The organism is Paenisporosarcina cavernae, from assembly GCF_003595195.1.
Lineage (GTDB): Bacteria > Bacillota > Bacilli > Bacillales_A > Planococcaceae > Paenisporosarcina > Paenisporosarcina cavernae.
On record NZ_CP032418.1, the window covers coordinates 443,327 to 465,133 of the forward strand.

The window sequence follows — 21,807 nt, forward strand, 5'->3', positions numbered from 1 at the left end:
CTCCTAATACGAAAACGGCGTGCGACTAATTTGAAGCGCAACCGCAAGCTTTCCAGATTGATCGTGACCTGCCATCAGTAGGCGTCCTTCATTGTCCATTTCAAAATGAGTAATTCCTTGTGCGTACACCCAACCATGCGTCATTTTCAGTCCAACGCGGTGTGGAGATTCTCCCACTACTTTTGCGAGCTCGTACGTTATTTGAACATTTCGAACGAAAGCTCCCGAGTTAAATACATTTTCATTAAAATGGGAGGCATATGCTCCGTTTGTTGTTTCTAAATGTATGTAAACAGCTTCATTCTCAAAAGACGATAAATGTGTTTGCAATGTCGTGACATCTACTAATTCCATGTTGACTCCTCCTTTAAAACTTCTATCTTTCAGTATAATGAAAGAACGGACAAATTTCCGTTTATCTGCTTTGAAACTTTTTCCTAATTCTTCCGTCTAATGAAACATTGTTATGGTAGAATAAGTTATCAGAATTTTAGAACACCAGGGGGAGAGAGAGATGAGGGGTTTCGTAAAATGGCTGATTCAGCTCGTCGTTGCACTGGTCGCTATCTTATTAGTTAGTGGCATGAATGTGTTAATTAGAGGTTCTCAAAGAGGGGAATTTGCTTGGCAAGAATACATAGACACACTAAAAAGTGTCATTGAACGCGTTTTTCCAATACAAGATTTTTATGTGGAAGTGTTTTTAGGAAGACAAGGAATTGTGCAAATTCCTTTTTTCCCGAAGATTTATGAATATATCGAGTATTCACTTCAATTATTATTTTTAGCGATGATTTTTTCGATCATTGTCGCATTAACCGCAACAATTGGAACGATGTTATTGTCGGAGAAAGCACGATCTCGCGTAAAAATTGTGTCCTATTTCTTCGAGTCATTGCCGGATATTTTGATCATTTTATTAGCCCAAATAACCGTCGTGCTTATTTATAAACAAACTGGGCACCTTGTTTCCAAAATAGCCGTACTCGGAGATGAGCGAATTTATTGGTTACCTATTTTATGTTTAATGATCCTTCCGACTATTCAGCTGTATCGCTTAAGTATGTTAACATTCGAAGCGGAAGAGCGCGCGATGTACGTGGAGTTAGCGCGTTCACTTGGATTCACGAAAACATTCGTGCTACTTCGTCACGTCTTCCGCAACGCGATTATAAGCGTATTCTTTCAATCGAAGAAAACAATGTGGTTTATGCTTTCCAACTTATTTGTACTTGAACTCATGTTTAATATTCCCGGTATCATGTATTTCTTGTCGGAACGATTAAGCAGTGAATTATTTTTTGTCACGATTCTTAGTTTCTTTTTACCAGTCTTCTTTTTATATAGTTTTGGGGAATGGTACTTCATTCGCCGAATCAATAGAGGGGGGGCACGAGGGTAATGAAAATCTTTAAACAACCATTTTTTGTTGTCGGCTTTCTCATCATCCTCTTTTTCTTACTCGGAAGCTTCGTTTTTGAAGCGATGTATGGTAATGAGCCGAAACAAACATTTTTCATCGAAGAAAATGGCAGAGCAGTAGAAGGACCACCGATTTCACCTCGAATAAGTGATCCTGTTCATCTACTTGGAACAGATCAATTCGGGTACGATCAGTTTGCGAAAATTATGCTTGGCGCAAAATATACAATATTAGCTGCAATGGCAGTTGCGCTTCTCAGAATGCTGATTGCTGTTCCTATTGGCTTTATCCTAGGGACGTATTTACAAAAACAACGCGCTTGGATTAACGGACTTATTGATCCGTTTCATTATGTACCTATGACGATCTTTGCCTATCTCATGCTCTATCCGATATTGTGGGAACCAATGGAAGGCTTTTCCACTACTCAATTTGAACGAATCGTTTATCAAGTAATTATTATGGCAATTATAACGGCACCAATTGTAGCCTCACTCATTGGGAATGAAGCCAATTTGTATTACCACAATGAATACATTCTAGCTGCACGGACACTTGGAGCATCGAGAAGACGAATTATTAGGAAGCATTTATTCCCTCAAATGAGAGAAAAAATATTCGTGCTATACGGGCAACAGCTTGTTGAAACACTAATTGTGTTCGGGCATCTAGGGCTACTACAATTGTACCTCGGGGGAACCGACGTTAGTTATGATCCATTATTTGGCGATCCACCAAAATCGATTGCATACGAATGGGCAGGTTTATTTGGAGGGAACTTCCGCTATTTACAAGGAGCTCCTTGGCTACCGCTAGGACCAGCAATAGCGTTTGCGCTCGTTATCACCGCAGTTGCTGCTATGATTGAAGGATACACTCGACACGTTAATGGCAATGTGAAAATTCCAAAACGTCGCAAATCGACCGCTTTTGTGAATGAAGAAACCGTCCAGTGGAATCAAGAGCAATTTAAAGAAAAACTACAACTGTTACAAAAAGAGAAATAATTGAACCCCTTCCGGCAACGGGAGGGGCTTTTTGTGTTGTGATGAATTCATTCTCGCAATGGAAGTGTCGGAATAAAATCGCACTTGGAAGCGATTCCACATTCCGCAAGCAACAACCGAATCTGACAAAACAATCACCGCATTCCACGAGCAACAACCGAATTCGACAAAACAACCACCTAAACGCACCCATACGGTCCCTAAAAAAAGACTATCTCCAAAGAATGCTTCTTCGAAGATAGTCTATTTACTAAATCGTTGTAACGCTCACATCAGGTGCGCCGAATTTGTTTTTCGCACCATGCATGACTGGTCCAACGTATTGGTTTAATTTCCATCCGTGTTCGATCGCAGCGGAGACAAATTTCTTCGCTTCAACGACTGCTTCACGAACGTCTAGTCCGTTTGCTAAGTTCGCTGTAATTGCTGCTGCAAACGTACATCCTGCTCCGTGGTTGTAAGTTGTATCTGATTTTTCTGCTTCGAGCAGTAAGAATTCATTGCCATCGTAAAAAAGGTCTGCAGCTTTTTCGTGTGCGAGCTGTTTTCCGCCTTTAATCACAACATACTTTGCACCGCGTTCATGTAATTTTTTTGCAGCTTCTTTCATGTCGTCAACAGTTCGTAAGTTTCCAACACCTGATAATTGGCCAGCTTCAAATAAGTTCGGTGTGACGACGAGTGCTACTGGCAATAAATGCTTGACCATTGCATCAATGTTTTCAGGGAATAGTGCTTCGTCTTCTCCTTTACATACAAGTACTGGGTCAATGACGACATTCTTGACGCCTGATTCTTGAATCCCTTTTGCAGCTGCTTCGATGATTTCTACCGTTGGAAGCATCCCAGTTTTCAAGGCATCGATTCCTGTGGAAAATGCTGTTTTCATTTGAGGAATTAACGTTTCAACAGGTAGTGGATGCACACCGTGACTCCAGCCCTTATCCGGATCCATCGTCACGATAACTGTTAACGCATTCATGCCGTAAGTGCCATGTTCTTGGAATGTTTTTAAATCTGCTTGTATTCCTGCGCCACCAGATGTGTCAGATCCAGCGATTGTTAATGTCTTTTTCAATGTCATAAAAATCTTCCTTTCTATGCGAACAATCTCTATTTTTAATCGTATCAAAATGGTGTTAAATTACAACTTATTCAAACTGATCGTTGCCTTTCGCACGCCAAAGATTCCATACAATCCATAGAAGCCCGACAGAAAAAATACTTAACAAAATCCCTCCAAGCCATACATGTTGCACGAGTAAGCCTACTGCTAACATGCCAAAAAAGACCGCGGCGATCAAAAGTCCTATCAAAAAGCACCCAGTACCTAGCGATTTCGCTCGGTCCGACACGGGTAGTTCCTCCATTTTTGCTTCTTGCAGCTTTCGTAACTTCGCTTGTTTTTCCCAATCTGCCATTTTCCCACCTCTATCTCGTACAATACCAAACGCACTGGACTTGTACAACGCGAAACTTTCTACTAATCTGAACGTATACTTAAAGTAGAAATTGCTCGAAAGGGAGGGTACTATGTCGAAAAAAATCGGATGGGGAATCGTAGGATTTCTCCTTGCAGTCGCTATTTTTGTGCCACTTGTCTTACGTGAATTTAAAATAGATAGTCAAATGACTGAAAGTAAGTCGGTCTTTATTGAACAAATCAAAGGATTAAACGAGTTATCGACTGTTGAGGTTTTTTCAAAGGCGGTTATTAAGCGGGAAGACACGAAAAGTTTCTTTGGGAATGAATTGCCGGGTACAAAGCGACAATTATTATTCGTGATTCCAGGAACGGTGCGAGCGGGGATTGATCTCACCAATGTGAATGAAGGAGATATCACGCTAAATGATGAAAAAAAGGAAGCGACCTTAACATTACCAAAAGCAGAATTTCTTGGGAAACCATCTCTCGACTTCGACAAACGACAAATCTTTTCCCACGAAGAGATTTTTCGAGAAAAAGCGGATCTCGATGAAGCGTTTGACTTAGCGGAAGAAGCGGAACAAATTATTATGGAAGAAGCTACTTCTCAAGGTATTTTAGAACTCGCAGAAGAAAATGCGGAGAAATCGATCCAAAGCATGTTTCGACTTGTTGACTACAATGTAAAGGTGGTCTTTGAAGAAGAATGACACTTGAAGACGCACTCATCGGCAACGACTGGCACGACGTACTGCAAAACGAATGGTCGAAACCGTATTGGCATCAACTCAACCAGTTCGTAGACGAAGAATATTCGACACATACTATCTACCCTGAGCGAGAGGACATATTCGCTTGCTTCCGCCGCACTTCATTCCAAAAAACGTCCGTCGTCATCCTCGGGCAAGATCCTTACCACGGGGCAGGACAAGCACACGGCTTGAGTTTTTCGGTTGCGGGGAATGAAACACTCCCCCCGAGCTTGCGAAATATGTACAAAGAAATGCGGGAGGACATAGGTTGCGCTCCGTCCACGGGAGACTTAGGAGCATGGGCGGACCAAGGAGTGCTCCTGTTGAACACGGTTTTAACGGTGCGCGAAGGACAAGCGCATTCGCATGCCAATCGCGGGTGGGAAGTCTTAACAGACGCCGTTATTACGCATCTCTCCGAAAGGGAAGACCCGGTTGTTTTTGTATTGTGGGGAAATTTTGCGCGTAAAAAGAAACGGCTCATCGATCCCGCGAAAAATGTCATCATCGAAGGGGCACATCCGAGTCCACTAAGTGCGTATCGAGGGTTTTTTGGAAGTAAACCATATTCGGCGATTAACGCCGAGCTTGTCCGTATCGGAAAAAAGCCGATTACCTTTTGCACGAAGCAATGACAAGTCCCGCTGACTATATTTTCGCCCGCTTATAAAACGTGGTAAAGTAAGAGAGGAAATGGGAGGGATAACGATGCGTATCAATTGTTTTGAGTGTCAGCATTTTTTCATCACGTGGGACCAACGTAATCCGCGCGGGTGTAAGGCATTTGGATTCAAAACAAAAGAACTCCCTTCTGCAGTCGTTCGTCGTGCCTCTGGCATGGAATGTGCAAAATTCACACCAAAACAAGCGACAGGAGGAACGTCAAAATGACTTATTCCGCATTTATCGCTCAAATTGAACACCAACTTGCGGGCGCAAAATCAGCGGCAACGGAAGCGGAAATTAGAGAATCGCTTGCTGCTATACGAGCAGTATGTGACGTAGGCTTGAACAGCAAGGCGGAGGCTAACAATGCTCGGAGCGTTTCCGTACAAACGAGCTTGCAGCAAAGTGAGCCGGTTTCATTACACAGTCAATCGCAAGTCATGCAACCAACAGAAAAACCGCTTGCAGAAGAAGATGCAAACGGCGAATCACTATTTGATTTTTAAGAAAGTAGGAACAAGAAGATGCCATTTTTTATCATCGCAGGAGCAGTAAATGCCTTTTTAGCCGTCGCTTTAGGCGCATTTGGGGCACATGCATTAAAAGAAAAATTATCGGAAAAATATTTAGCCATTTGGGAAACAGCTGTTCAATATCAAATGTTTCATGCCGTAGCACTGTTAGTAATTGGCGTTTTACTGAGCACGAGCTTACTCGGACCAGTTAGTTCGCTAAATTGGGCAGGCTATTTATTGCTCGCGGGAATCATTATTTTCTCTGGATCCCTTTACGTGTTGAGCTTAACAGGTATTGGCGTACTTGGAGCGATCACACCAATTGGCGGTGTGGCATTCCTTGCTGGCTGGGTGATGCTCATTGTTGCAGTAGTAAAACACACAAACTAAAAGTAATTAATTTCTTCGTCAAAGGTGACGTAATCTAAGTAGATTAACGGGATTAAATAACGTTTGCCAGTCTTCGGTTCACTCACGATGACATGGTCGCGTCCCGCTGCTTCGATGACACCTTTGACGATTTTTGCATTCCATTCGGTATTGTTCTCAAATGTTAAATAGATAGTCGCGATTTTCCCTTTATTCAACCGTAAAATATTCTCAATATACGACTCTTCTCCAGGTGGAGGAGTGGACGGTCTTCCTCCACTAGACGGAGGGGTTACCGGAATTTGAGGGGCATACGTTTGAGCGGGATTCCAATAATAATGTACGATAGTGTTCATCCTTTCCGTTTAAACTCGTGGACAGTCCGCAGCAGTTGGAGAAAAGAAGCAGTGTGATTTATAACGTCCTGTGTTCACTTGGTCATACCACGTTGCGGGACACTCTCCACTCGGCATGAAAAACCATAATGATCTTGTGGCAGGGTGAAAACGTTCCCCCTTAATGACACGCCTCGCAAGCTTCTTATCTTGCTCCCTCGCTCGCTGGTAAAAATACGACTTTGTTGTCGCTTCAAATCCCCCAGGAGACTGATACACCATGTCATTAATCGAGCGAATGCCTTTAAAATCTAAGCAATTAGACAACACACGATTCACCCCAACATTCCCAACCATCAACATTCCAAGCGTACCTTCTCCTTCTGCTTCTGCTCGCATTAAACGGGCAAGAAGCTCTACACCTTTTTCCGTTGATTGAATAGCGGCGATTAGCGAACCTCCTCTGACCTCAGATTATGAGTCGAAATCCGAAAATATGACTTCAAGAGTTGTCATGATTATTTGGATTTCTATCGTGCAACTATGGGGTTCTATCGTGCAACTTTTGGATTCTATCGTGCAACTTTTGGATTCTATCGTGCAACTATCAAAAATAAACAAACCATGCGAGAAAAGTATCGCCTGCTACGAAGGCATTTTTCCGCATAGAAAAACCCTTCTGCGCGTGGAGCACAGAAGGGCTGTATGGACGATTACACTGCGAAGAATTCGCGGCGTGTATCGCCATCTAATAGCGTTCCAACAAAGAATTGACCGAACTCCCCGTAGCGAGCACTTACTTCGTCAAAGCGCATTTCGTATACTAATTTTTTAAATTGAAGTACGTCGTCTGAGAACAACGTCACACCCCACTCATAATCATCGAAACCAACAGAACCAGTAATAATTTGTTTTACTTTCCCAGCATATCCGCGACCAATCATGCCGTGGCTTCGCATCATCGCTTTGCGGTCATCCATGTTTAACATGTACCAGTTATCGTTTCCTTCACGACGTTTGTCCATTGGGTAGAAACAAACGTATTGCGAGCGTGGCAATTCTGGATACAGACGCGCACGAACATGTGGATTTTGATACGGGTCTTCATTTGATTCACCAGCCAAGTAGTTCGATAACTCGACGACAGATACGTAAGAATACGTAGGAATCGTGAAAGCTGCAATCGTCAATTTGTTGAATCGAGCTTCCAATTTTTGTAGCTCATCCATTGTTGGGCGTAATACCATCAACATGAAATCTGCTTTCTGACCAATAATTGTGTAAAACGCGTGCGTGCCAGTTCCTGCTGCGTGAACCGCGTCCATTTCCTCTAAATAGGCAAGAAATTCATTCGTCGCGGCAGTGCGCTCTTCTTCCGACAATGCTTTCCATGCAGGCCAGTCCATCGAGCGGAAATCATGTAACGCATACCAACCATCTAATGTTTGTGCTGCTTCATTCATTGTATAGGTCACTCCTTAATAGTAAATCATTCCTTCATAAGTGTAGCATACCGCCTGTCAAACGTGTAAACTGTAGGCATCTATTTCTATAAAGAAGGGACGTCTTCGCATGACATTTTTTACCGAAGTCAAAGAGGCGATTCGCGGCAAAAATCGCACCATCGTTTTTCCAGAAGGGGAAGAAATCCGCATCCTAGAAGCGGCAGTAAGACTCGCACAAGAAGGCATCATTCGTCCGATCGTTCTTGGCAATGAAAAACGTATTCGCGAACTCGCGGAGTCGAATGGACACAGCTTAGACACTGTTCACATAATAGACCCAAATACTTCCGAGAAAATCGAGACCTTTGCCAACGAAATAGTTCGCATACGTCGTGGCAAAACAACGCTTGAACAGGCGAAAGAATTGCTGCAACAAGTGAACTATTTTGGCACGATGATGGTAGCGACAGGCGAAGCGGACGGCCTCGTAAGTGGAGCCGTCCACACCACCGCAGATACCGTTCGGCCCGCTCTTCAGCTGATTAAAACGAAGCCAGGCATTCAGAAAACAAGTGGGGCCTTCATCATGGTGCGCGGGGAGGAACGATATATCTTCGCTGATTGTGCCATCACGATTGCTCCTACGGACGATGGTTTGGCAGAAATCGCCGTGTTGAGCGCGGCGACAGCGCGCGCATTTGGCATCAATCCGAAGGTAGCCCTTCTTTCATTCTCCACAAAAGGCTCGGCAGATTCGGACGAAACGCAAAAAGTCGCAAGTGCGACAACGAAAGCGCGGGAGATGGACAAGTCGACTCCATTTGACGGAGAATTGCAGTTTGATGCGGCGTTCGTACCTGCTGTCGCGAAGCAAAAAGCGCCCGATTCGATCGTTGCGGGCGCAGCGAATGTGTTTGTGTTTCCGTCGCTTGAGGCAGGAAATATCAGCTACAAACTAGTGCAGCGTTTGGCGGGTTTTGAAGCAGTCGGCCCGATTTTGCAGGGGTTAAATAAGCCCGTGAACGATTTATCGAGAGGATGCTCGGCGGACGACGTGTACCATTTGGCGCTTCTGACCGCGGCACAAGTTGAAGGATGAGTGAGTTGAACAACGAGAAAATGTGGCGCTTTTGGGATCAGTCCATCAGCGCGAAAAATAAGTCGGCGCTCGAATCGTTTGCGGCCGATGATTTGTTGTGTGAGGCGGTTGGGAATGAAACATCTCTGCCAACTGTTCGCACGTGGGTGCATGATCGCACCATTGTTCTGGGGATTCAGGATCACCGTTTACCTCATGTTACGGATGCGATAGACTGGTTGCGCGGGCAAGGGTTCGATGTGATTGTCCGAAATTCAGGAGGCTTGGCTGTCGTGTTGGACAGCGGGGTACTCAATGTGTCGCTCGTGTTTTCAGAACGGGATGCGGCCATTGACATACCTGCCGCTTACGAAATGATGGTGTCGCGCGTGCGAGAGCTTTTCCCGACACTTGCAGACCGTATCGAAGCGCGTGAAATTGTCGGATCGTATTGCCCAGGAACGTATGATTTGAGTGTCGATGGGAAAAAATTTGCTGGCATATCGCAACGACGTATGCGCCACGGCATCGCAGTGCAAATCTATTTGTGCGTGGAAGGAAGTGGCAGCGCGCGTGCTGAACTGATTCGAGAGTTTTACACGCGAGGTCTGCAAGGAGAGACGACAAAGTTTGTGTATCCAGTGATTGTGCCAGAAGTAATGGCGTCGCTTTGTGAAATAACAGGGGAAGCGGTGACAGTCAGCGAAGTTGTCGTAGACTTGCAACGATGGATGAACCGGACGTTTGCGGATGTTCATTTGCAGTCGCTACGCGATAGTGAAATGGATCGCTATTTGTATTACTTAACACGCGTGCATGAGCGGAACAAAAAAATGCTCGCGAAATGATGCGTTGGTTGGGTTAACTAACTTTCGGATGTGTCAATTAACTTTCGGATGCGTCAACTAACTATAGTGTTGCGTCAACTAACTCTTGTGTTTCGTCAATTAACTTTCGATTGCGTCAATTTTCAACATCGCATACTCATAAGAAGAACCGCCAATCAACTGATCGGCGGTTCTTTTAGTAGGAGATTTCCGTTTCGTTCCATCGTGAAGATAGGAGCGATGGTCTCGTCGTTGTCATTAAATGCGACGAGTTTTCGTGCACGGTTCATGATACTGACGAATTGCTCATAGTCTTCTCGAATGGTGTCATTTTCTTTTTGCAGTAACTCGATTTTTTCTTCAAGTGCATTGATTCTCTCACGTGACGCTTTTAATAAAAATTCTAATCGTACTCGGTCTCCGTCAGCGTTGCCTTGTTGAAGTTGCAATAAATAGCCGATGACCGTGTCGAGTGAGAGCTGTGATAGGTGAAGTCCCTTTGGCGTGTCCGATTTACGTTGAATCGATTTCTCGATCACGCGGATTTTTTGTTTTCGATCTCGTTTTGCTTCTACTAATTCTTTCTCGTAATCTTTTCGCACCGCAGCATTCCAACGAAATCCACATGCAGCTGATGTTCGTTCGAGCACATCTCCTGCTTCCTCAAAAGCTAGTAATTGCGTACTGCCTTCTCGCACATGTCGTAATACGGTTTCTGCTAATAATTGGTCTTGATCTTCTGACCAAGCATCTTGTCGAAGCTTTCCCATGTATTTTCCCTCCTAGTATGAATTCTTCTCCTAGTAGTAGCATTACCAGAGTCCTTTTGTTTTATTCAAACGTGCGGTAAAATGACTGGTAGAACACTAGAAGGAGTGGGATCAAATGGCGAACGAATTTCGCGTTTGTGATGAGTGTCAGGCAGTTAACTTAAAAACGCTGATCCCGAAACTAAAATCATTAGACCCGGAAGCGGAAGTATCGATTGCATGCCAGTCGTACTGCGGTCCTGGGAGAAAAAAGACGTTTACATTTGTGAATGATCGCCCACTTGCGGCGCTAACGGAAGAGGAATTGCTAGAAAAAGTGAAATTGAAGCTGAAATAAGAGAGAAGGCGATTCAGTGACATATAGCAAACAGAAACTTACCGAAGAAAAAGTATTTAAAGATCCAGTTCATCGTTACATTCACGTGACCGATCAAGTAATTTGGGATTTGATTAATGCGAAAGAATTTCAACGACTAAGGCGAATAAAGCAACTTGGCACGACGAATCTCGTATTCCACGGAGCGGAACATAGTCGTTTTAATCATTCCTTAGGCGTGTATGAAGTGGTGCGCCGAATTATTGAAAACGGCTTTCAAGGTCGTCCGGAATGGGATGAATCGGAGCGACTACTCGTATTGTGTGCAGCGTTGTTACATGATTTAGGGCATGGTCCATTTTCGCATGCATTTGAACATGTTTTTGACTTAGATCACGAACAATTTACGCAAGCTATTTTAACAGGGGATACGGAAGTACATGCAATTTTGAGTCGTGTACGGGAGAATTTCGCGGAAGATGTGGCGGCTGTTATTGCAAAGAAATATCCGAATAAGCAAGTTATCAGTTTAATTTCCAGTCAAATTGATGCGGATCGCATGGATTATTTGTTGCGGGATGCGTACTACACCGGAGTTAGTTACGGTCAATTTGATATGGAACGAATATTGCGTGTGATGCGGCCGAAAGACAACCAAGTCGTCATTAAACAAAGTGGGATGCACGCGGTGGAACACTACATCATGAGTCGCTACCAAATGTATTGGCAAGTGTATTTCCATCCTGTATCTCGAAGCGCCGAAGCCATTTTGACAAAAGCGTTGCACCGCGCAAAAGATTTATATGCGACAGGATATCAATTCGAATACGCTCCAAGACATTTAGAAAACTTCTTTAATCAAACATTTTCATTGGGAGAATACATTGATCTCGACGAAGGTATCGTCATGATGTATTTGCATGAATGGACAAAAGAAAAAGACGCCATATTATCGGATTTAAGCGGACGCTTCATTCATCGAAAGCTGTTCCAATACGTCGACTATGACCCTTACAAAGATAAGCAAAAATATGCAGATTTGCGCTTATTATTCCAAGAAGCGGGCATTGAGCCGACGTACTATTTAGTCATGGACTCCTCTTCAGACTTACCATACGACTATTATCGTTCTGGCAAAGAAGGAGAACGTGTACCGATACAATTATTACAAACAGACGGCACGTTAAAAGAACTTTCCTCCCAGTCGGACATCGTGGATGCAATTTCCGGCAAACGCCGCTCCGACTCCAAAATGTACTTCCCGCAAGAAGTTCTAGAGGCAAGGAGAGGCGAAGAAGTCATCGAAAAAATCTGGTCATTACTACAACTTGATGCAACCAACTAACAAGCGGTGGACGCAAAGTCCATCGTTTTTTTGAATGAAAATCTGGACGACATGATAAAAGTGATTTTGAGCAAGTAAAACCGGACACAAATCTGATAAAGACCCGTGTAATATGTTGAATGAAAGATGGTATCATTTTACATATAACATAGCGAAGAGGGGAAATTAGCATGAAGACGTGGTGTGGTTCAGCTGCTATATGTCTCAATAAAAACAATGAAATATTAATGGTTAAAGGATACGATACTGAACATTGGAGCATTCCTTCCGGAGAAATCGAAAATGGTGAATCTGCTGAGGAATGTTGTCTACGAGAAGTCAAAGAAGAAACAGGATATGACGTGAAGATTTTAGAAAGATTGTGGGTTAAAGAAACAGTTATAAAGAATTTTGACGTGAAAGTGCAATATTTTAAAGTAGAGAAAATTGGCCGAAGTACGGGTATAAATGATCCAGATGGACTTATAGAAGAAATAGCATGGAAATCTATCTCAGAGTTAGAAAAATTTACTCATTTATATCCAGAAGACGTGGAGAACATTCTAGAAATGATGAAGTAATAATAGTGCATTATCGGACACGGAGTGAAGCGATTTGTCGCCAAATCGCAACTAATCCTCCGTGCAACGTCGCACGAAAGAACAGTAGACCAAACAATCACCGAAAGTACGCACTCCGCAACCGAATCCGCCAAACAACAACCGAATCGCCACCATAAAAACAAAAACATACTAAGATTAGTAGCACGAACCAAGGCATTGGTTTGTGCTACTATTTTTCAATTATAGTAGAGGTGAAGTCTAAGCCGAGGGAGTTTTAGGGTCTTGAATCCGTCACAAAAACCGGCTACCTTCACCTACCTTATCTAAGTCAGGTTTAAGTATGTTGGATCCTTTGAGATCGTGTATAAGAAATGAGATTTGGTAAGGAAGGGTGGAGCTTCAATATTAGAATGGAGGGAGAATATGAAACATGTCATTGCTTTAGATGTCAGTATGGGAAAGAGTTACGTTGTACTGTACAATGCTTTGAAGAAATGCGAGAAGGAAATGGAACTAATTCACAACAGACCGTCGTTTAATCAACTTGCGGTCCTCATCAATGACTTAACTGACGGTTATGGTGAACAGCCTCATATCGTTTTTGAGGCAACGGGTGTGTATTCAAGACCTGTGGAGCGTTTTATGCGAGACCATGGTTTTACGTATTGTCTACTAAATCCTTTAGAAGCGAAATTACAGGGCGATTCATTGCGTATGCATAAAACAGATCGCGGTGATGCCCACCAGTTGGCACTCACACATTTTACAAATCTACGGCGTCAGAAAACAGAATCTCATGACATCTATCATCAATTGAATCAGCTATCGAGACATTATGATGAGTTAGAGGACGAGCTATCAGTTGTCCGTAATCGTTTACACAAAACGCTTCAAGAAACTTTTCCTGAAATCGAGTCCGTTTTTACAAGTAAATCGGGCCAATTCTTAAATGTTGTGCAACTATTTCCTCATCCAGATTTTCTTCTCATGCATTCAAAGACCGTTATTAAAAACCGATTGATTGCGAACACGGAGAAAAGAATTTCGAGCAAAAAAGCAGAAGAAAAAGCGATTCAATTGTTAGAAGTCGCAAATAATTCCTATCCTGCGGCTCACGCAACAGACGTTGCTTGTGATCATGCTCGTATCTATGCAAGGCGATTTCAAGAATTGCTTTATCAAAAAGATGCATGTATTCAACAGATGGTATCCATGTCTGAACCACTAGAAGAATTTCATATTCTGAAGAGTATCCCGTCGATTGGAGACAATACAGCAGTACGAATCATCGGTGAAATAGGCGATATCCGACGATTTACTACGCACAAGCAAGTGAATGCCTATTGTGGAATAGACATTCGGCGTTATCAATCTGGGAAATTCCTCGCAAAAGATAAGATTAATAAACGTGGAAACGCCCATTTGAGACGTTTGCTCTATATTGTCATTTCAAACATGATTAAATCACAGCGACTCTCACCAAATCATGTAGTGGATTACTACTACAAATTAAAAAAGCAACCAAATAACAAATGTCATAAGGTTGCCGTTGTCGCCTGCATGAACAGACTTTTAAAAACTATTTATTTTTTAATAACTCAAAACAAACTGTACGATTATGGATTAGCCCCCGATATCGTAGTACCTAAATAATAACATACACAAAGTCCTTTTGAAAATGATAATCAGAAGGTTTATTTAGTATGTCTTTCATTTTGTAAGTTCAAAATTGAAACAATTCGAAGAAAGAGTTTAAAGAAAATCATTGACTAATCGTAAGAAAAACTCCCCGTCCATCTGGGGAGTCTTAGCGTTAATCTTTCGGTCGATCAGGCATGAACAGAAAATAAGTGATGATACCAGCGAATATTCCACCACCTAAAGAGATAAGATAGCGAGAACTTTCCACAATTTCTGCGTAATTTGCGCCGACATACCAGTTCGCTAAAAAGAAAACGGAGATGGCGACAGCAAGTGCAATGCCGATTCGGCTTTTTTTCGTGCGTGTTTCCATTAGTTTTCGCTCGCTAGCTTTCCATTAACGGCATAATGGTTTTTTTTCATGTCCTCAATGAAGACAACTACTTTCTCCGTTGGTGCACCAGTTGTTTCTGCTACGACTTCTGTTACTTTTTCCACTAACGCTTTTTTCTGTTCGTCTGTACGTCCTTCTAACATTTTTACGGTTACATATGGCATTTTTAGTCCTCCTTGTTTTCCATTCGTGTCTCTATTGGATATAATAACAGAACGGAGGCGACTACGTATGTCTAATGAACAAAAACCAAAACAAAAAGTAGGATTTACGATTATTAAAGATGACCCGACGGATGGCCACGGTGGATATGGAGTAGGTTCCTTATCGCTTGAGCATGTTTCACCGGTGATTTTAGATGTGGAAGAAAAAATAGCACGCGTGGAAATTGGTGCGATGCATGCACGAAGTGATACAGAACGTGGGATTAAATTCACGACGAATCGAGAAGATTCAGAAGGTGGAAAACCGTACTGGCTTATTTGGGTAACTATCGACCATAAAGCTGAAGGTCCTTACTACGCAGGCGTGACTGCATGTGAGATGGTCATTAATCGAGAAAAGCGTCGAGGCTATAAAATTCTTGCCGACCACGTAAACAAAATGGATAAATCGATGAAGCGTCAAATTATCGTCGAACAAATGGACGACCCATCGAAAGAAGTACTTCGTGATTTTCTACAATCGCACAACCCAGAAATGTGGGAGAGAAGTGATTCGAAACTACACGAAGATCTTGCATAATAAGCTTTCTCAAATGTGACGATTCCGTTAACCTTTTTTTCTTGGTTGAATTGACACCTTAAAATAAGTAAACTTAAACGTAGCTGACAAAAATGTGAGCTAGGACATCTAGAAAATGGAAAAACATGAGCTTAGTACACTCATGTTTTCCGATTCTAGACTTTTTTTATTTCTGGGCAAATTTAATCCTTCCCACCTGTAAACCACGAAAAAGGAAACAAATCGTTCGTTTGCTTCAACGGACCTTCCTCTAATACATCTGGATCTGTACATAATCGTTTCGGAATATCCTCTTCTTTTAAATACATCAACCGTTGTTTTGTACACGACGAAACAGCGATTCCACCCGTCTCAATATCAATCACCGCCGCTTTTACCCCTTTTGGAGGAATGAAAGGCCGAGCAGCTTGTCCCGCATGCACTTTCTCCATAAAATCGATCCAAATCGATTTCGTCACTAGCTTATCCGCCGCGTGTGTTAACGTTTCCCCACTGTCATAGCCATTCCAAACACCTGCAGTTAACGTAGGAGAAAATCCTAACATCCACTGATCTGAATTGGTCGTTCCAGATTTTCCCGCGTACGGTCGCGTTTGTTTACTCCGAATTGCTAAACCTGTCGACGGCGTGTAATCGTTAAATACAGGATCGAACATCCCTGTCATCATATGTGTCAGCACGAATGTCTCTTTCTCTGGCAAAATGCGCTTATCCGATTTCGCCGGGTCTTTTTCGTATACCACATTCCCATCCGCGTCTTTAATCGAGAGAATCGTCGTTGGCTTGCGCTCAATTCCTGTACTTGCCAACTGATTATACGCAGCCGTTAACTCTTTTAACGTCACTTCCGCTGTACCGAGCGCCATTGACGGCGTATCTTGAATCGCCATATGCACCCCTAATTTTTTTGCCCACTTTTTTAACGGCTTGTAGCCAATCGTTTCGATCGTCTTCACCGCATAAATATTGTCGGAAATCGCCAGTGCCTGTGCGAGCGAAATCGGATGGTTCGCAAACTGTCCATTCACATTTTTCGGCTCATACTCACGTCGCCCATCATCATACGTAAAAATCGTATGTTCACTTTTCATAAAAGTGAGCGGCGTATAGCCTTCTTCTAGCGCACCGCCGAACAATAACGGTTTAATTGCCGAGCCCGGCTGACGCTTCGCCATCGTTGCCCGATTAAACGTACTATCCTTGTACGACTTTCCACCGACAATCGCGGTAATCGCACCAGAAGCAGGATTCATACTGATGAACGCAACCTCTAGCTTATTTGCCGGCATGTATTGTTCCACCACTTCTTCTGCCACTTGCTGATGAAACGTATTCATCGTTGTTTTAATCGTCCAACCACCTTCCTCTAAGCGGCGCCCGCTCTTGGCAAGAATGGTATCCGCTTCGCGCCACGCCTCATCGAGAAAGAACGGGGAAGTCACGTGCTTCTCCTGCCACTCGTCATTTTTATACACGAGTGTTTCTGTTGCAGCACGTTCTTTTTGTTTTTTGGTAATGAAGTGCTCTTCTTCCATCTCGCGAAGAATGAGCTGTTGGCGGTTTACCGCTTTTTTCTCATTCACAAGCGGCGAAAAGCTAGAAGGACCTTTCGGGATACCGACTAACATTGCTGATTCTGCAAGGGTCAAATCGTGCGCAGACTTCCCGAAAAAATAATTACTCGCGGCCTCAACACCGTACATCCCGTGACCAAAGTAAACCGTGTTCAAGTAACCTTCGAGGATGGTGTCTTTGTCATAAAACACTTCCATTCGGTAGGCATACAGTGCTTCTTTTATTTTTCGCGTCCATGTTTTATCATGCGTCAAAAACAAATTACGCGCATATTGTTGTGTAATCGTACTGGCACCTTCTACTTTTCGCATTGCTTTCGCATCCTTTAGCAATGCAGCAGCGATACGGGTGAAATCAAAGCCATGATGGGAGTAAAATTCCTGGTCTTCCACTGAAACAATGGCGTCTGCCAAATATGGCGACATCTCTTGAAGCGAAATCCAATATCGTCGTTCACCAGCAAATTTATCGCCAATCGGTTGGGAATGTTCATCTAAAAAGACAGTCGCTTTTGGAACGGCTAACGATGGAGCACCAGTCATCTGTGCATAAATTCTCAAAAAGACAAACATGGTAACTGCAGCAGAAAGGGCAACAAGAAACAACCGGAAAAAACGTTTAAAAAGTTCAGCACGCCTCGCTTTTTTACGATACTCCGCTCTGTTCATTTTCCTGCCACCTTTCCCTACTTTTTGTTAGTATGGATGTAGAACGGGAATACTAAACGAAAAAGTATTGCACTTTTACAGAAAAGCTCTATACTTTTTCTGTATTTGCATTTTAAGGAGGAAACTTACATGGCAGGATTTTGGTTTACAGAAAAGCAGACCGAGAATTTTGGTATTACGATAAAAGTGAACAAAACATTACACGCAGAACAAACTGATTTTCAATTACTGGAAATGGCAGAAACAGAAGAATGGGGGAACATGCTGTTTTTAGATGGCATGGTCATGACAAGTGAAAAAGACGAATTCGTTTACCATGAAATGGTGGCACACGTGCCGTTATTTACGCATCCAAATCCCGAAAACGTATTAGTCGTTGGTGGTGGAGACGGTGGCGTTATTCGTGAAATCATGAAGCACCCACAAGTGAAAAAAGCGACGCTTGTCGATATTGACGGAAAAGTAATCGAGTTCTCGAAAAAATATTTACCATCTATTGCATCGGAACTAGAAAATCCACGAGTGGATGTACAAGTGGGAGACGGATTCATGCACATCGCGAAATCGGAAAACGAGTATGATGTCATCATGGTCGATTCGACAGAACCGGTGGGACCTGCAGTGAATTTATTCACAAAAGGATTTTACGCAGGAATTTCCAAAGCGTTAAAAGAAGACGGTATTTTTGTTGCGCAGTCTGATAACCCGTGGTTTAAAGCGGACTTAATCGAGCAGGTGCAAAAAGACGTCAAAGAAATTTTCCCAATCACACGTTTATATATTGCGAATATCCCAACGTATCCAAGTGGTATGTGGTGTTTCACACTTGGTTCAAAAAAATACGATCCTCTTGCAGTAGAGGATGCGCGTTTCCACGATATCGATACGAAGTACTACACAAAAGAATTGCACAAAGCAGCATTCGTGCTTCCGAAATTTGTGAAAGATCTTGCGGGGGAATAAATGATGCGATTTGAAGAAGCCTATTCTGGAAATGTATTCATTAAAAGCCATCCAAACTACAATGAATCACAAGCAGTTATTTACGGAATGCCAATGGACTGGACGGTTAGCTACCGTCCGGGATCTCGTTTCGGTCCGCAACGTATTCGCGAAGTATCTATTGGTTTGGAAGAGTATAGCCCTTATCTAGATCGCGAACTAGACGATGTGAAGTATTTTGATGCAGGGGATATTCCATTGCCATTTGGGAATGCGCAAAAATCGTTGGATCTGATCGAAGGATTTATTCGCCAATTGTTACAGGACGGAAAAGTACCAGTTGGAATGGGTGGAGAGCATCTTGTATCTTGGCCTGTGATGAAAGCCGTGTCAGCAAAATATGATGATTTAGCAATTATTCATATGGACGCACATACGGATTTGCGTACATCATACGAAGGCGAGCCGCTTTCTCATTCCACGCCAATTCGCAAAATTGCCGAACATATTGGACCAAATAATGTGTACTCGTTTGGAATCCGTTCTGGTATGAAAGAAGAATTCGACTGGGCAAAAGAAAATGGCATGCAAATCGCGAAGTTTGAAGTGCTAGAGCCGTTGAAGAAAGTGCTACCAACACTCAAAGGACGACCGGTTTACGTGACGATTGATATCGACGTACTCGATCCAGCGCATGCTCCAGGAACAGGAACTGTCGATTGTGGAGGTATCACATCACGTGAATTACTAGCTTCTATTCATGCAATCGCGGCATCTGGTGTCAACGTTGTTGGCTTTGATTTAGTCGAAGTCGCACCTATTTATGACACAAGTGAACAAACTGCAAACACAGCAAGTAAACTCCTACGAGAAATGATTCTCGGTTGGATAAAATAAGAAGAATAGCCGGTTCTCGCACTCGAGAACCGGCTTTTTCATTGAACAAATTAGAGGGCAAAAGAATATTATCCTTACGCGAAATATAGTGCAAATCATCGTTTGTTAGCGGATATACGCCATTTATAAGCGTGATTTGCTTCGCTATAAGCGCAGGGGAACTCCCTGTCAGCGCAAATCGCTTTCTATAAGAGTAAACGACAATTCTATCAGCGTAAATCAGGTGGTACGAATCTCGGTTCGCCGAAATCCACCTATCGAGACGAAAAGGTCGTTTTGCCTCTGCAAAAAGTTCCACTGGAAAGCCCAATCAAACAAAAGACATAACTCGACATACAATTCTTCTGAACTAAATTTGACGAATGTGTGTCATCCTCTACTAGTAAATTCGTGTTGAAGTCCGTCAATTTTGCCTATGCGTTCTTTCAGGAGTATGATTATTTTAACAAAAAAAGGAGAGATGTCGAATGCCGCTTCACCCATTAATTGTCCATTTTCCGATTGCCTTATTATTACTTGCTACTGTAATTGAACTGCTTGCGTTATGGAAACGGTCAACGTTTAACACGACCGGAACAGTATTGCTTGTAGTTGGATTCCTTTCTGGAATCGTGTCGTATATGACAGGTGACGGAGCAGAGGAATTCGCAGAAGAAAAATGGGGAAGAGATGTCTTTTCGCTAATTCATACGCATGAGACATTAGCTGCCATTTCACTTGTTTTATTTGGAGGAGCAGCTGGACTTAAATTACTCAGCTATTTCTTTCCGAAATACCAAAAAGCAATCTATATTATCGTTGTTGTATTAGCGGTTATAGGAAGTATCACGCTTGCGATTACTGGCCATTACGGTGGTAGAATCGTATACGAAAGTTAAGCGGAACACTAAAAATTTTTTTAAAATGAAAATAAAATCCGGACGAGCCTCCTCATTGTGTTAGAGAAGAAATCGTCCGGATTTTTCTGTGCTATTAGTTGTATCGTTCGCATAAGCAGGAATAGACTAAACGCTTCTTTTATTCACATAGTGCACGACCCGGTTACGTCCAAGGTGTTTCGCTTCGAGTAGCGCGCAATCGGCACATTGATAAAGTTCTTGAATCGAGTTGCCATTGTCAGGATAGGTAGAGACACCAATGGAAACGGTGATGTTGATATCTCGTTCGTTTTCGATGTGATACGGTGATCTAGCTATTCGAGAACGAACCTTCTCTGCTACATCCAGTCCGACAGAACCTGGTGCATCGGGTAGGAAAACAACGAGTTCTTCCCCACCATTTCGTGCAATAATTCCGTCATAGCGATTAATAAGCGGCTGGATTCGATTTGCTAGTTCTTTTAAAATTTCATCCCCTGCGGAATGTCCGTACGCATCATTGACACGTTTGAAGTGGTCGATGTCGATCGTCAAAAGAGAGAACGTATCATGCAATTCTTTCGATTGTTCAATGAGCTGGGAAAATTTCCGGTTATTATATAATCCAGTTAAATAATCTGTCTCCGAAAGTTTTTCAAACTCTCGCATTTTCGTGAAATGATTTTGAAGTTCATCAAGCACTGCAAGGAGAACGAAAAAAGAAATGACACTAAAGATAACAAAGTACAGAACATAGACAAATGTCAGCGATAATTCAAGACTCAAGTATGCAATGAGGCCAGCGGTTTGAACGGTGGCATACGCAAAATAATAAGGCGCATTTCGAAATGTCATGCGGTATTTCATGCTGACAAAACCAATGACTAACCCCATTGTCATTGCATTGTATCCGGCTAACATCGACACATGAGACATGTCTTGCATACCCATTCTGGAAATCCCAATAATAATGCCACTGACGATCGGAGCAATTGGACCACCAAGAATGCCGCTAATTACAATCATGACATGGCGCGAATCGACAAACATGGAGTCTGAAATTCGTACGCCTGTTTGCATTAATATAAGTCCAGTTATGCCGGCTAATATGCCGATCAACACCGGATGGAGTTTAGGGTAAGGAATGTGGACACGAGATGTTGCTTGAAACGGCCAGTAAGACAATACGGCAAATGTGAATAGTATGCTAAAGTTAATGAGTAAGTCGAGTAACATGACCATTTTCCTCCGAAACAAAATTGTTCTACTAGTA

28 protein-coding genes are annotated in these 21,807 nt (G+C 42.8%); 17 read left to right on the forward strand and 11 right to left on the reverse strand.

The window, feature by feature from the left end:
• Positions 1 to 3: 3 nt before the first annotated feature.
• Complete coding sequence (locus D3873_RS02355; RefSeq protein WP_119882511.1) at positions 4 to 354, reverse strand: YojF family protein; 351 nt, start codon at positions 352 to 354, stop codon at positions 4 to 6.
• Positions 355 to 514: 160 nt separating this feature from the next.
• Here D3873_RS02355 and D3873_RS02360 point away from each other — a divergent pair, with 160 nt between their 5' ends.
• Complete coding sequence (locus tag D3873_RS02360; RefSeq protein WP_119882512.1) at positions 515 to 1,402, forward strand: ABC transporter permease subunit; 888 nt, start codon at positions 515 to 517, stop codon at positions 1,400 to 1,402.
• Positions 1,402 to 2,430, forward strand: coding sequence for an ABC transporter permease (locus tag D3873_RS02365; protein WP_119882513.1), 1,029 nt, complete (start codon positions 1,402 to 1,404; stop codon positions 2,428 to 2,430). The genes D3873_RS02360 and D3873_RS02365 overlap by 1 nt, the downstream gene beginning before the upstream one ends.
• A 250-nt stretch (positions 2,431 to 2,680) precedes the next feature.
• On the opposite strand, the gene pdxK is transcribed toward D3873_RS02365, so the two are convergent.
• Positions 2,681 to 3,514, reverse strand: coding sequence for a pyridoxine/pyridoxal/pyridoxamine kinase (pdxK, locus tag D3873_RS02370; protein WP_119882514.1), 834 nt, complete (start codon positions 3,512 to 3,514; stop codon positions 2,681 to 2,683).
• A gap of 67 nt (positions 3,515 to 3,581) precedes the next feature.
• A complete protein-coding gene (locus tag D3873_RS02375) occupies positions 3,582 to 3,851 on the reverse strand; it encodes a hypothetical protein (RefSeq protein ID WP_119882515.1) in 270 nt (89 codons plus the stop codon).
• Positions 3,852 to 3,963: 112 nt separating this feature from the next.
• Here D3873_RS02375 and D3873_RS02380 point away from each other — a divergent pair, with 112 nt between their 5' ends.
• From D3873_RS02380 to D3873_RS02400, 5 genes are all read left to right on the forward strand, one after another.
• On the forward strand, positions 3,964 to 4,566 hold the full coding sequence (locus tag D3873_RS02380) for a DUF4230 domain-containing protein (RefSeq protein ID WP_119882516.1): 603 nt from the start codon (positions 3,964 to 3,966) through the stop codon (positions 4,564 to 4,566).
• A complete protein-coding gene (locus D3873_RS02385) occupies positions 4,563 to 5,243 on the forward strand; it encodes a uracil-DNA glycosylase (RefSeq protein ID WP_119882517.1) in 681 nt (226 codons plus the stop codon). The genes D3873_RS02380 and D3873_RS02385 overlap by 4 nt, the downstream gene beginning before the upstream one ends.
• Before the next feature lie 73 nt (positions 5,244 to 5,316).
• Positions 5,317 to 5,499 carry a uracil-DNA glycosylase gene (locus tag D3873_RS02390; protein ID WP_119882518.1) on the forward strand — a complete coding sequence of 61 codons (183 nt, stop codon included), beginning with the start codon at positions 5,317 to 5,319 and terminating at the stop codon, positions 5,497 to 5,499.
• The gene (locus tag D3873_RS02395) at positions 5,496 to 5,780 is read left to right on the forward strand and encodes a YwdI family protein (protein WP_119882519.1); all 285 of its coding nucleotides are present in this window, start codon (positions 5,496 to 5,498) and stop codon (positions 5,778 to 5,780) included. The genes D3873_RS02390 and D3873_RS02395 overlap by 4 nt, the downstream gene beginning before the upstream one ends.
• A gap of 18 nt (positions 5,781 to 5,798) precedes the next feature.
• Positions 5,799 to 6,179: a DUF423 domain-containing protein gene (locus D3873_RS02400; RefSeq protein WP_119882520.1), complete on the forward strand. Its 381-nt coding sequence runs from the start codon at positions 5,799 to 5,801 to the stop codon at positions 6,177 to 6,179.
• Here the strand turns inward: D3873_RS02400 and gerQ are convergent.
• The 3 genes from gerQ to hemQ form a co-directional block, all read right to left on the reverse strand.
• Entirely contained in the window at positions 6,176 to 6,514 is a 339-nt protein-coding gene (gene gerQ, locus D3873_RS02405) for a spore coat protein GerQ (RefSeq protein WP_119882521.1), read from the reverse strand. The genes D3873_RS02400 and gerQ overlap by 4 nt on opposite strands.
• 9 nt (positions 6,515 to 6,523) lie before the next feature.
• A complete protein-coding gene (locus D3873_RS02410; protein WP_420798991.1) occupies positions 6,524 to 6,892 on the reverse strand; it encodes a cell wall hydrolase in 369 nt (122 codons plus the stop codon).
• A 314-nt stretch (positions 6,893 to 7,206) separates the two neighbouring features.
• Positions 7,207 to 7,956 (reverse strand): hydrogen peroxide-dependent heme synthase, encoded by a 750-nt coding sequence (gene hemQ / locus D3873_RS02415; RefSeq protein ID WP_119882523.1) that lies wholly within the window; start codon positions 7,954 to 7,956, stop codon positions 7,207 to 7,209.
• A 109-nt stretch (positions 7,957 to 8,065) separates the two neighbouring features.
• On the opposite strand from hemQ, the gene pta reads away from it, so the two are divergent.
• Positions 8,066 to 9,037 carry a phosphate acetyltransferase gene (gene pta, locus D3873_RS02420; protein WP_119882524.1) on the forward strand — a complete coding sequence of 324 codons (972 nt, stop codon included), beginning with the start codon at positions 8,066 to 8,068 and terminating at the stop codon, positions 9,035 to 9,037.
• A complete protein-coding gene (locus D3873_RS02425; RefSeq protein WP_119882525.1) occupies positions 9,034 to 9,864 on the forward strand; it encodes a lipoate--protein ligase family protein in 831 nt (276 codons plus the stop codon). The genes pta and D3873_RS02425 overlap by 4 nt, the downstream gene beginning before the upstream one ends.
• Positions 9,865 to 10,019: 155 nt before the next feature.
• On the opposite strand, the gene D3873_RS02430 is transcribed toward D3873_RS02425, so the two are convergent.
• Positions 10,020 to 10,613 (reverse strand): RsfA family transcriptional regulator, encoded by a 594-nt coding sequence (locus D3873_RS02430; RefSeq protein WP_119882526.1) that lies wholly within the window; start codon positions 10,611 to 10,613, stop codon positions 10,020 to 10,022.
• 115 nt (positions 10,614 to 10,728) lie between these two features.
• On the opposite strand from D3873_RS02430, the gene D3873_RS02435 reads away from it, so the two are divergent.
• The 4 genes from D3873_RS02435 to D3873_RS02450 all read left to right on the forward strand — a co-directional run bounded on the left by D3873_RS02435 (position 10,729) and on the right by D3873_RS02450 (position 14,469).
• Entirely contained in the window at positions 10,729 to 10,950 is a 222-nt protein-coding gene (locus tag D3873_RS02435) for a YuzB family protein (protein WP_119882527.1), read from the forward strand.
• 16 nt (positions 10,951 to 10,966) lie between these two features.
• Positions 10,967 to 12,274 (forward strand): HD domain-containing protein, encoded by a 1,308-nt coding sequence (locus D3873_RS02440; protein WP_119882528.1) that lies wholly within the window; start codon positions 10,967 to 10,969, stop codon positions 12,272 to 12,274.
• Between the two features lie 170 nt (positions 12,275 to 12,444).
• Positions 12,445 to 12,834 carry an NUDIX domain-containing protein gene (locus D3873_RS02445; RefSeq protein WP_119882529.1) on the forward strand — a complete coding sequence of 130 codons (390 nt, stop codon included), beginning with the start codon at positions 12,445 to 12,447 and terminating at the stop codon, positions 12,832 to 12,834.
• Between the two features lie 405 nt (positions 12,835 to 13,239).
• Positions 13,240 to 14,469 carry an IS110 family RNA-guided transposase gene (locus tag D3873_RS02450; RefSeq protein WP_119882530.1) on the forward strand — a complete coding sequence of 410 codons (1,230 nt, stop codon included), beginning with the start codon at positions 13,240 to 13,242 and terminating at the stop codon, positions 14,467 to 14,469.
• A 160-nt stretch (positions 14,470 to 14,629) separates the two neighbouring features.
• Here the strand turns inward: D3873_RS02450 and D3873_RS02455 are convergent, their stop codons facing one another.
• Positions 14,630 to 14,830 (reverse strand): histidine kinase, encoded by a 201-nt coding sequence (locus tag D3873_RS02455; protein ID WP_119882531.1) that lies wholly within the window; start codon positions 14,828 to 14,830, stop codon positions 14,630 to 14,632.
• Positions 14,830 to 15,015: a 2-hydroxymuconate tautomerase gene (locus D3873_RS02460; protein ID WP_119882532.1), complete on the reverse strand. Its 186-nt coding sequence runs from the start codon at positions 15,013 to 15,015 to the stop codon at positions 14,830 to 14,832. The genes D3873_RS02455 and D3873_RS02460 overlap by 1 nt, the downstream gene beginning before the upstream one ends.
• A 67-nt stretch (positions 15,016 to 15,082) precedes the next feature.
• Between D3873_RS02460 and D3873_RS02465 the strand changes: the two genes are divergently transcribed.
• Positions 15,083 to 15,595 carry a YwhD family protein gene (locus D3873_RS02465; protein WP_119882533.1) on the forward strand — a complete coding sequence of 171 codons (513 nt, stop codon included), beginning with the start codon at positions 15,083 to 15,085 and terminating at the stop codon, positions 15,593 to 15,595.
• Positions 15,596 to 15,777: 182 nt separating this feature from the next.
• On the opposite strand, the gene D3873_RS02470 is transcribed toward D3873_RS02465, so the two are convergent.
• Positions 15,778 to 17,838, reverse strand: a complete 2,061-nt coding sequence (locus tag D3873_RS02470; protein WP_119882534.1) for a transglycosylase domain-containing protein — start codon at positions 17,836 to 17,838, stop codon at positions 15,778 to 15,780.
• 129 nt (positions 17,839 to 17,967) lie between these two features.
• On the opposite strand from D3873_RS02470, the gene speE reads away from it, so the two are divergent.
• The 3 genes from speE (at position 17,968) to D3873_RS02485 (ending at position 20,555) form a co-directional block, all read left to right on the forward strand.
• Positions 17,968 to 18,801 (forward strand): spermidine synthase, encoded by an 834-nt coding sequence (speE, locus tag D3873_RS02475; RefSeq protein WP_119882535.1) that lies wholly within the window; start codon positions 17,968 to 17,970, stop codon positions 18,799 to 18,801.
• A gap of 3 nt (positions 18,802 to 18,804) precedes the next feature.
• Positions 18,805 to 19,677, forward strand: coding sequence for an agmatinase (gene speB, locus D3873_RS02480; protein ID WP_119884454.1), 873 nt, complete (start codon positions 18,805 to 18,807; stop codon positions 19,675 to 19,677).
• 467 nt (positions 19,678 to 20,144) lie between these two features.
• Entirely contained in the window at positions 20,145 to 20,555 is a 411-nt protein-coding gene (locus D3873_RS02485) for a DUF2231 domain-containing protein (protein WP_119882536.1), read from the forward strand.
• A 126-nt stretch (positions 20,556 to 20,681) separates the two neighbouring features.
• Here the strand turns inward: D3873_RS02485 and D3873_RS02490 are convergent, their stop codons facing one another.
• On the reverse strand, positions 20,682 to 21,770 hold the full coding sequence (locus D3873_RS02490) for a diguanylate cyclase (protein ID WP_119882537.1): 1,089 nt from the start codon (positions 21,768 to 21,770) through the stop codon (positions 20,682 to 20,684).
• Positions 21,771 to 21,807 lie beyond the last annotated feature (37 nt).

What these genes read in the sequence shown, in the direction of transcription:
- D3873_RS02355 (WP_119882511.1), bottom strand. Translation starts at nt 354, where the DNA reads ATGGAATTAGTAGATGTCACGACATTGCAAACACATTTATCGTCTTTT.
- D3873_RS02360 (WP_119882512.1), top strand. Translation starts at nt 515, where the DNA reads ATGAGGGGTTTCGTAAAATGGCTGATTCAGCTCGTCGTTGCACTGGTC.
- D3873_RS02365 (WP_119882513.1), top strand. Translation starts at nt 1,402, where the DNA reads ATGAAAATCTTTAAACAACCATTTTTTGTTGTCGGCTTTCTCATCATC.
- pdxK (WP_119882514.1), bottom strand. Translation starts at nt 3,514, where the DNA reads ATGACATTGAAAAAGACATTAACAATCGCTGGATCTGACACATCTGGT.
- D3873_RS02375 (WP_119882515.1), bottom strand. Translation starts at nt 3,851, where the DNA reads ATGGCAGATTGGGAAAAACAAGCGAAGTTACGAAAGCTGCAAGAAGCA.
- D3873_RS02380 (WP_119882516.1), top strand. Translation starts at nt 3,964, where the DNA reads ATGTCGAAAAAAATCGGATGGGGAATCGTAGGATTTCTCCTTGCAGTC.
- D3873_RS02385 (WP_119882517.1), top strand. Translation starts at nt 4,563, where the DNA reads ATGACACTTGAAGACGCACTCATCGGCAACGACTGGCACGACGTACTG.
- D3873_RS02390 (WP_119882518.1), top strand. Translation starts at nt 5,317, where the DNA reads ATGCGTATCAATTGTTTTGAGTGTCAGCATTTTTTCATCACGTGGGAC.
- D3873_RS02395 (WP_119882519.1), top strand. Translation starts at nt 5,496, where the DNA reads ATGACTTATTCCGCATTTATCGCTCAAATTGAACACCAACTTGCGGGC.
- D3873_RS02400 (WP_119882520.1), top strand. Translation starts at nt 5,799, where the DNA reads ATGCCATTTTTTATCATCGCAGGAGCAGTAAATGCCTTTTTAGCCGTC.
- gerQ (WP_119882521.1), bottom strand. Translation starts at nt 6,514, where the DNA reads ATGAACACTATCGTACATTATTATTGGAATCCCGCTCAAACGTATGCC.
- D3873_RS02410 (WP_420798991.1), bottom strand. Translation starts at nt 6,892, where the DNA reads ATGCGAGCAGAAGCAGAAGGAGAAGGTACGCTTGGAATGTTGATGGTT.
- hemQ (WP_119882523.1), bottom strand. Translation starts at nt 7,956, where the DNA reads ATGAATGAAGCAGCACAAACATTAGATGGTTGGTATGCGTTACATGAT.
- pta (WP_119882524.1), top strand. Translation starts at nt 8,066, where the DNA reads ATGACATTTTTTACCGAAGTCAAAGAGGCGATTCGCGGCAAAAATCGC.
- D3873_RS02425 (WP_119882525.1), top strand. Translation starts at nt 9,034, where the DNA reads ATGAGTGAGTTGAACAACGAGAAAATGTGGCGCTTTTGGGATCAGTCC.
- D3873_RS02430 (WP_119882526.1), bottom strand. Translation starts at nt 10,613, where the DNA reads ATGGGAAAGCTTCGACAAGATGCTTGGTCAGAAGATCAAGACCAATTA.
- D3873_RS02435 (WP_119882527.1), top strand. Translation starts at nt 10,729, where the DNA reads ATGGCGAACGAATTTCGCGTTTGTGATGAGTGTCAGGCAGTTAACTTA.
- D3873_RS02445 (WP_119882529.1), top strand. Translation starts at nt 12,445, where the DNA reads ATGAAGACGTGGTGTGGTTCAGCTGCTATATGTCTCAATAAAAACAAT.
- D3873_RS02450 (WP_119882530.1), top strand. Translation starts at nt 13,240, where the DNA reads ATGAAACATGTCATTGCTTTAGATGTCAGTATGGGAAAGAGTTACGTT.
- D3873_RS02455 (WP_119882531.1), bottom strand. Translation starts at nt 14,830, where the DNA reads ATGGAAACACGCACGAAAAAAAGCCGAATCGGCATTGCACTTGCTGTC.
- D3873_RS02460 (WP_119882532.1), bottom strand. Translation starts at nt 15,015, where the DNA reads ATGCCATATGTAACCGTAAAAATGTTAGAAGGACGTACAGACGAACAG.
- D3873_RS02465 (WP_119882533.1), top strand. Translation starts at nt 15,083, where the DNA reads ATGTCTAATGAACAAAAACCAAAACAAAAAGTAGGATTTACGATTATT.
- D3873_RS02470 (WP_119882534.1), bottom strand. Translation starts at nt 17,838, where the DNA reads ATGAACAGAGCGGAGTATCGTAAAAAAGCGAGGCGTGCTGAACTTTTT.
- speE (WP_119882535.1), top strand. Translation starts at nt 17,968, where the DNA reads ATGGCAGGATTTTGGTTTACAGAAAAGCAGACCGAGAATTTTGGTATT.
- speB (WP_119884454.1), top strand. Translation starts at nt 18,805, where the DNA reads ATGCGATTTGAAGAAGCCTATTCTGGAAATGTATTCATTAAAAGCCAT.
- D3873_RS02485 (WP_119882536.1), top strand. Translation starts at nt 20,145, where the DNA reads ATGCCGCTTCACCCATTAATTGTCCATTTTCCGATTGCCTTATTATTA.
- D3873_RS02490 (WP_119882537.1), bottom strand. Translation starts at nt 21,770, where the DNA reads ATGTTACTCGACTTACTCATTAACTTTAGCATACTATTCACATTTGCC.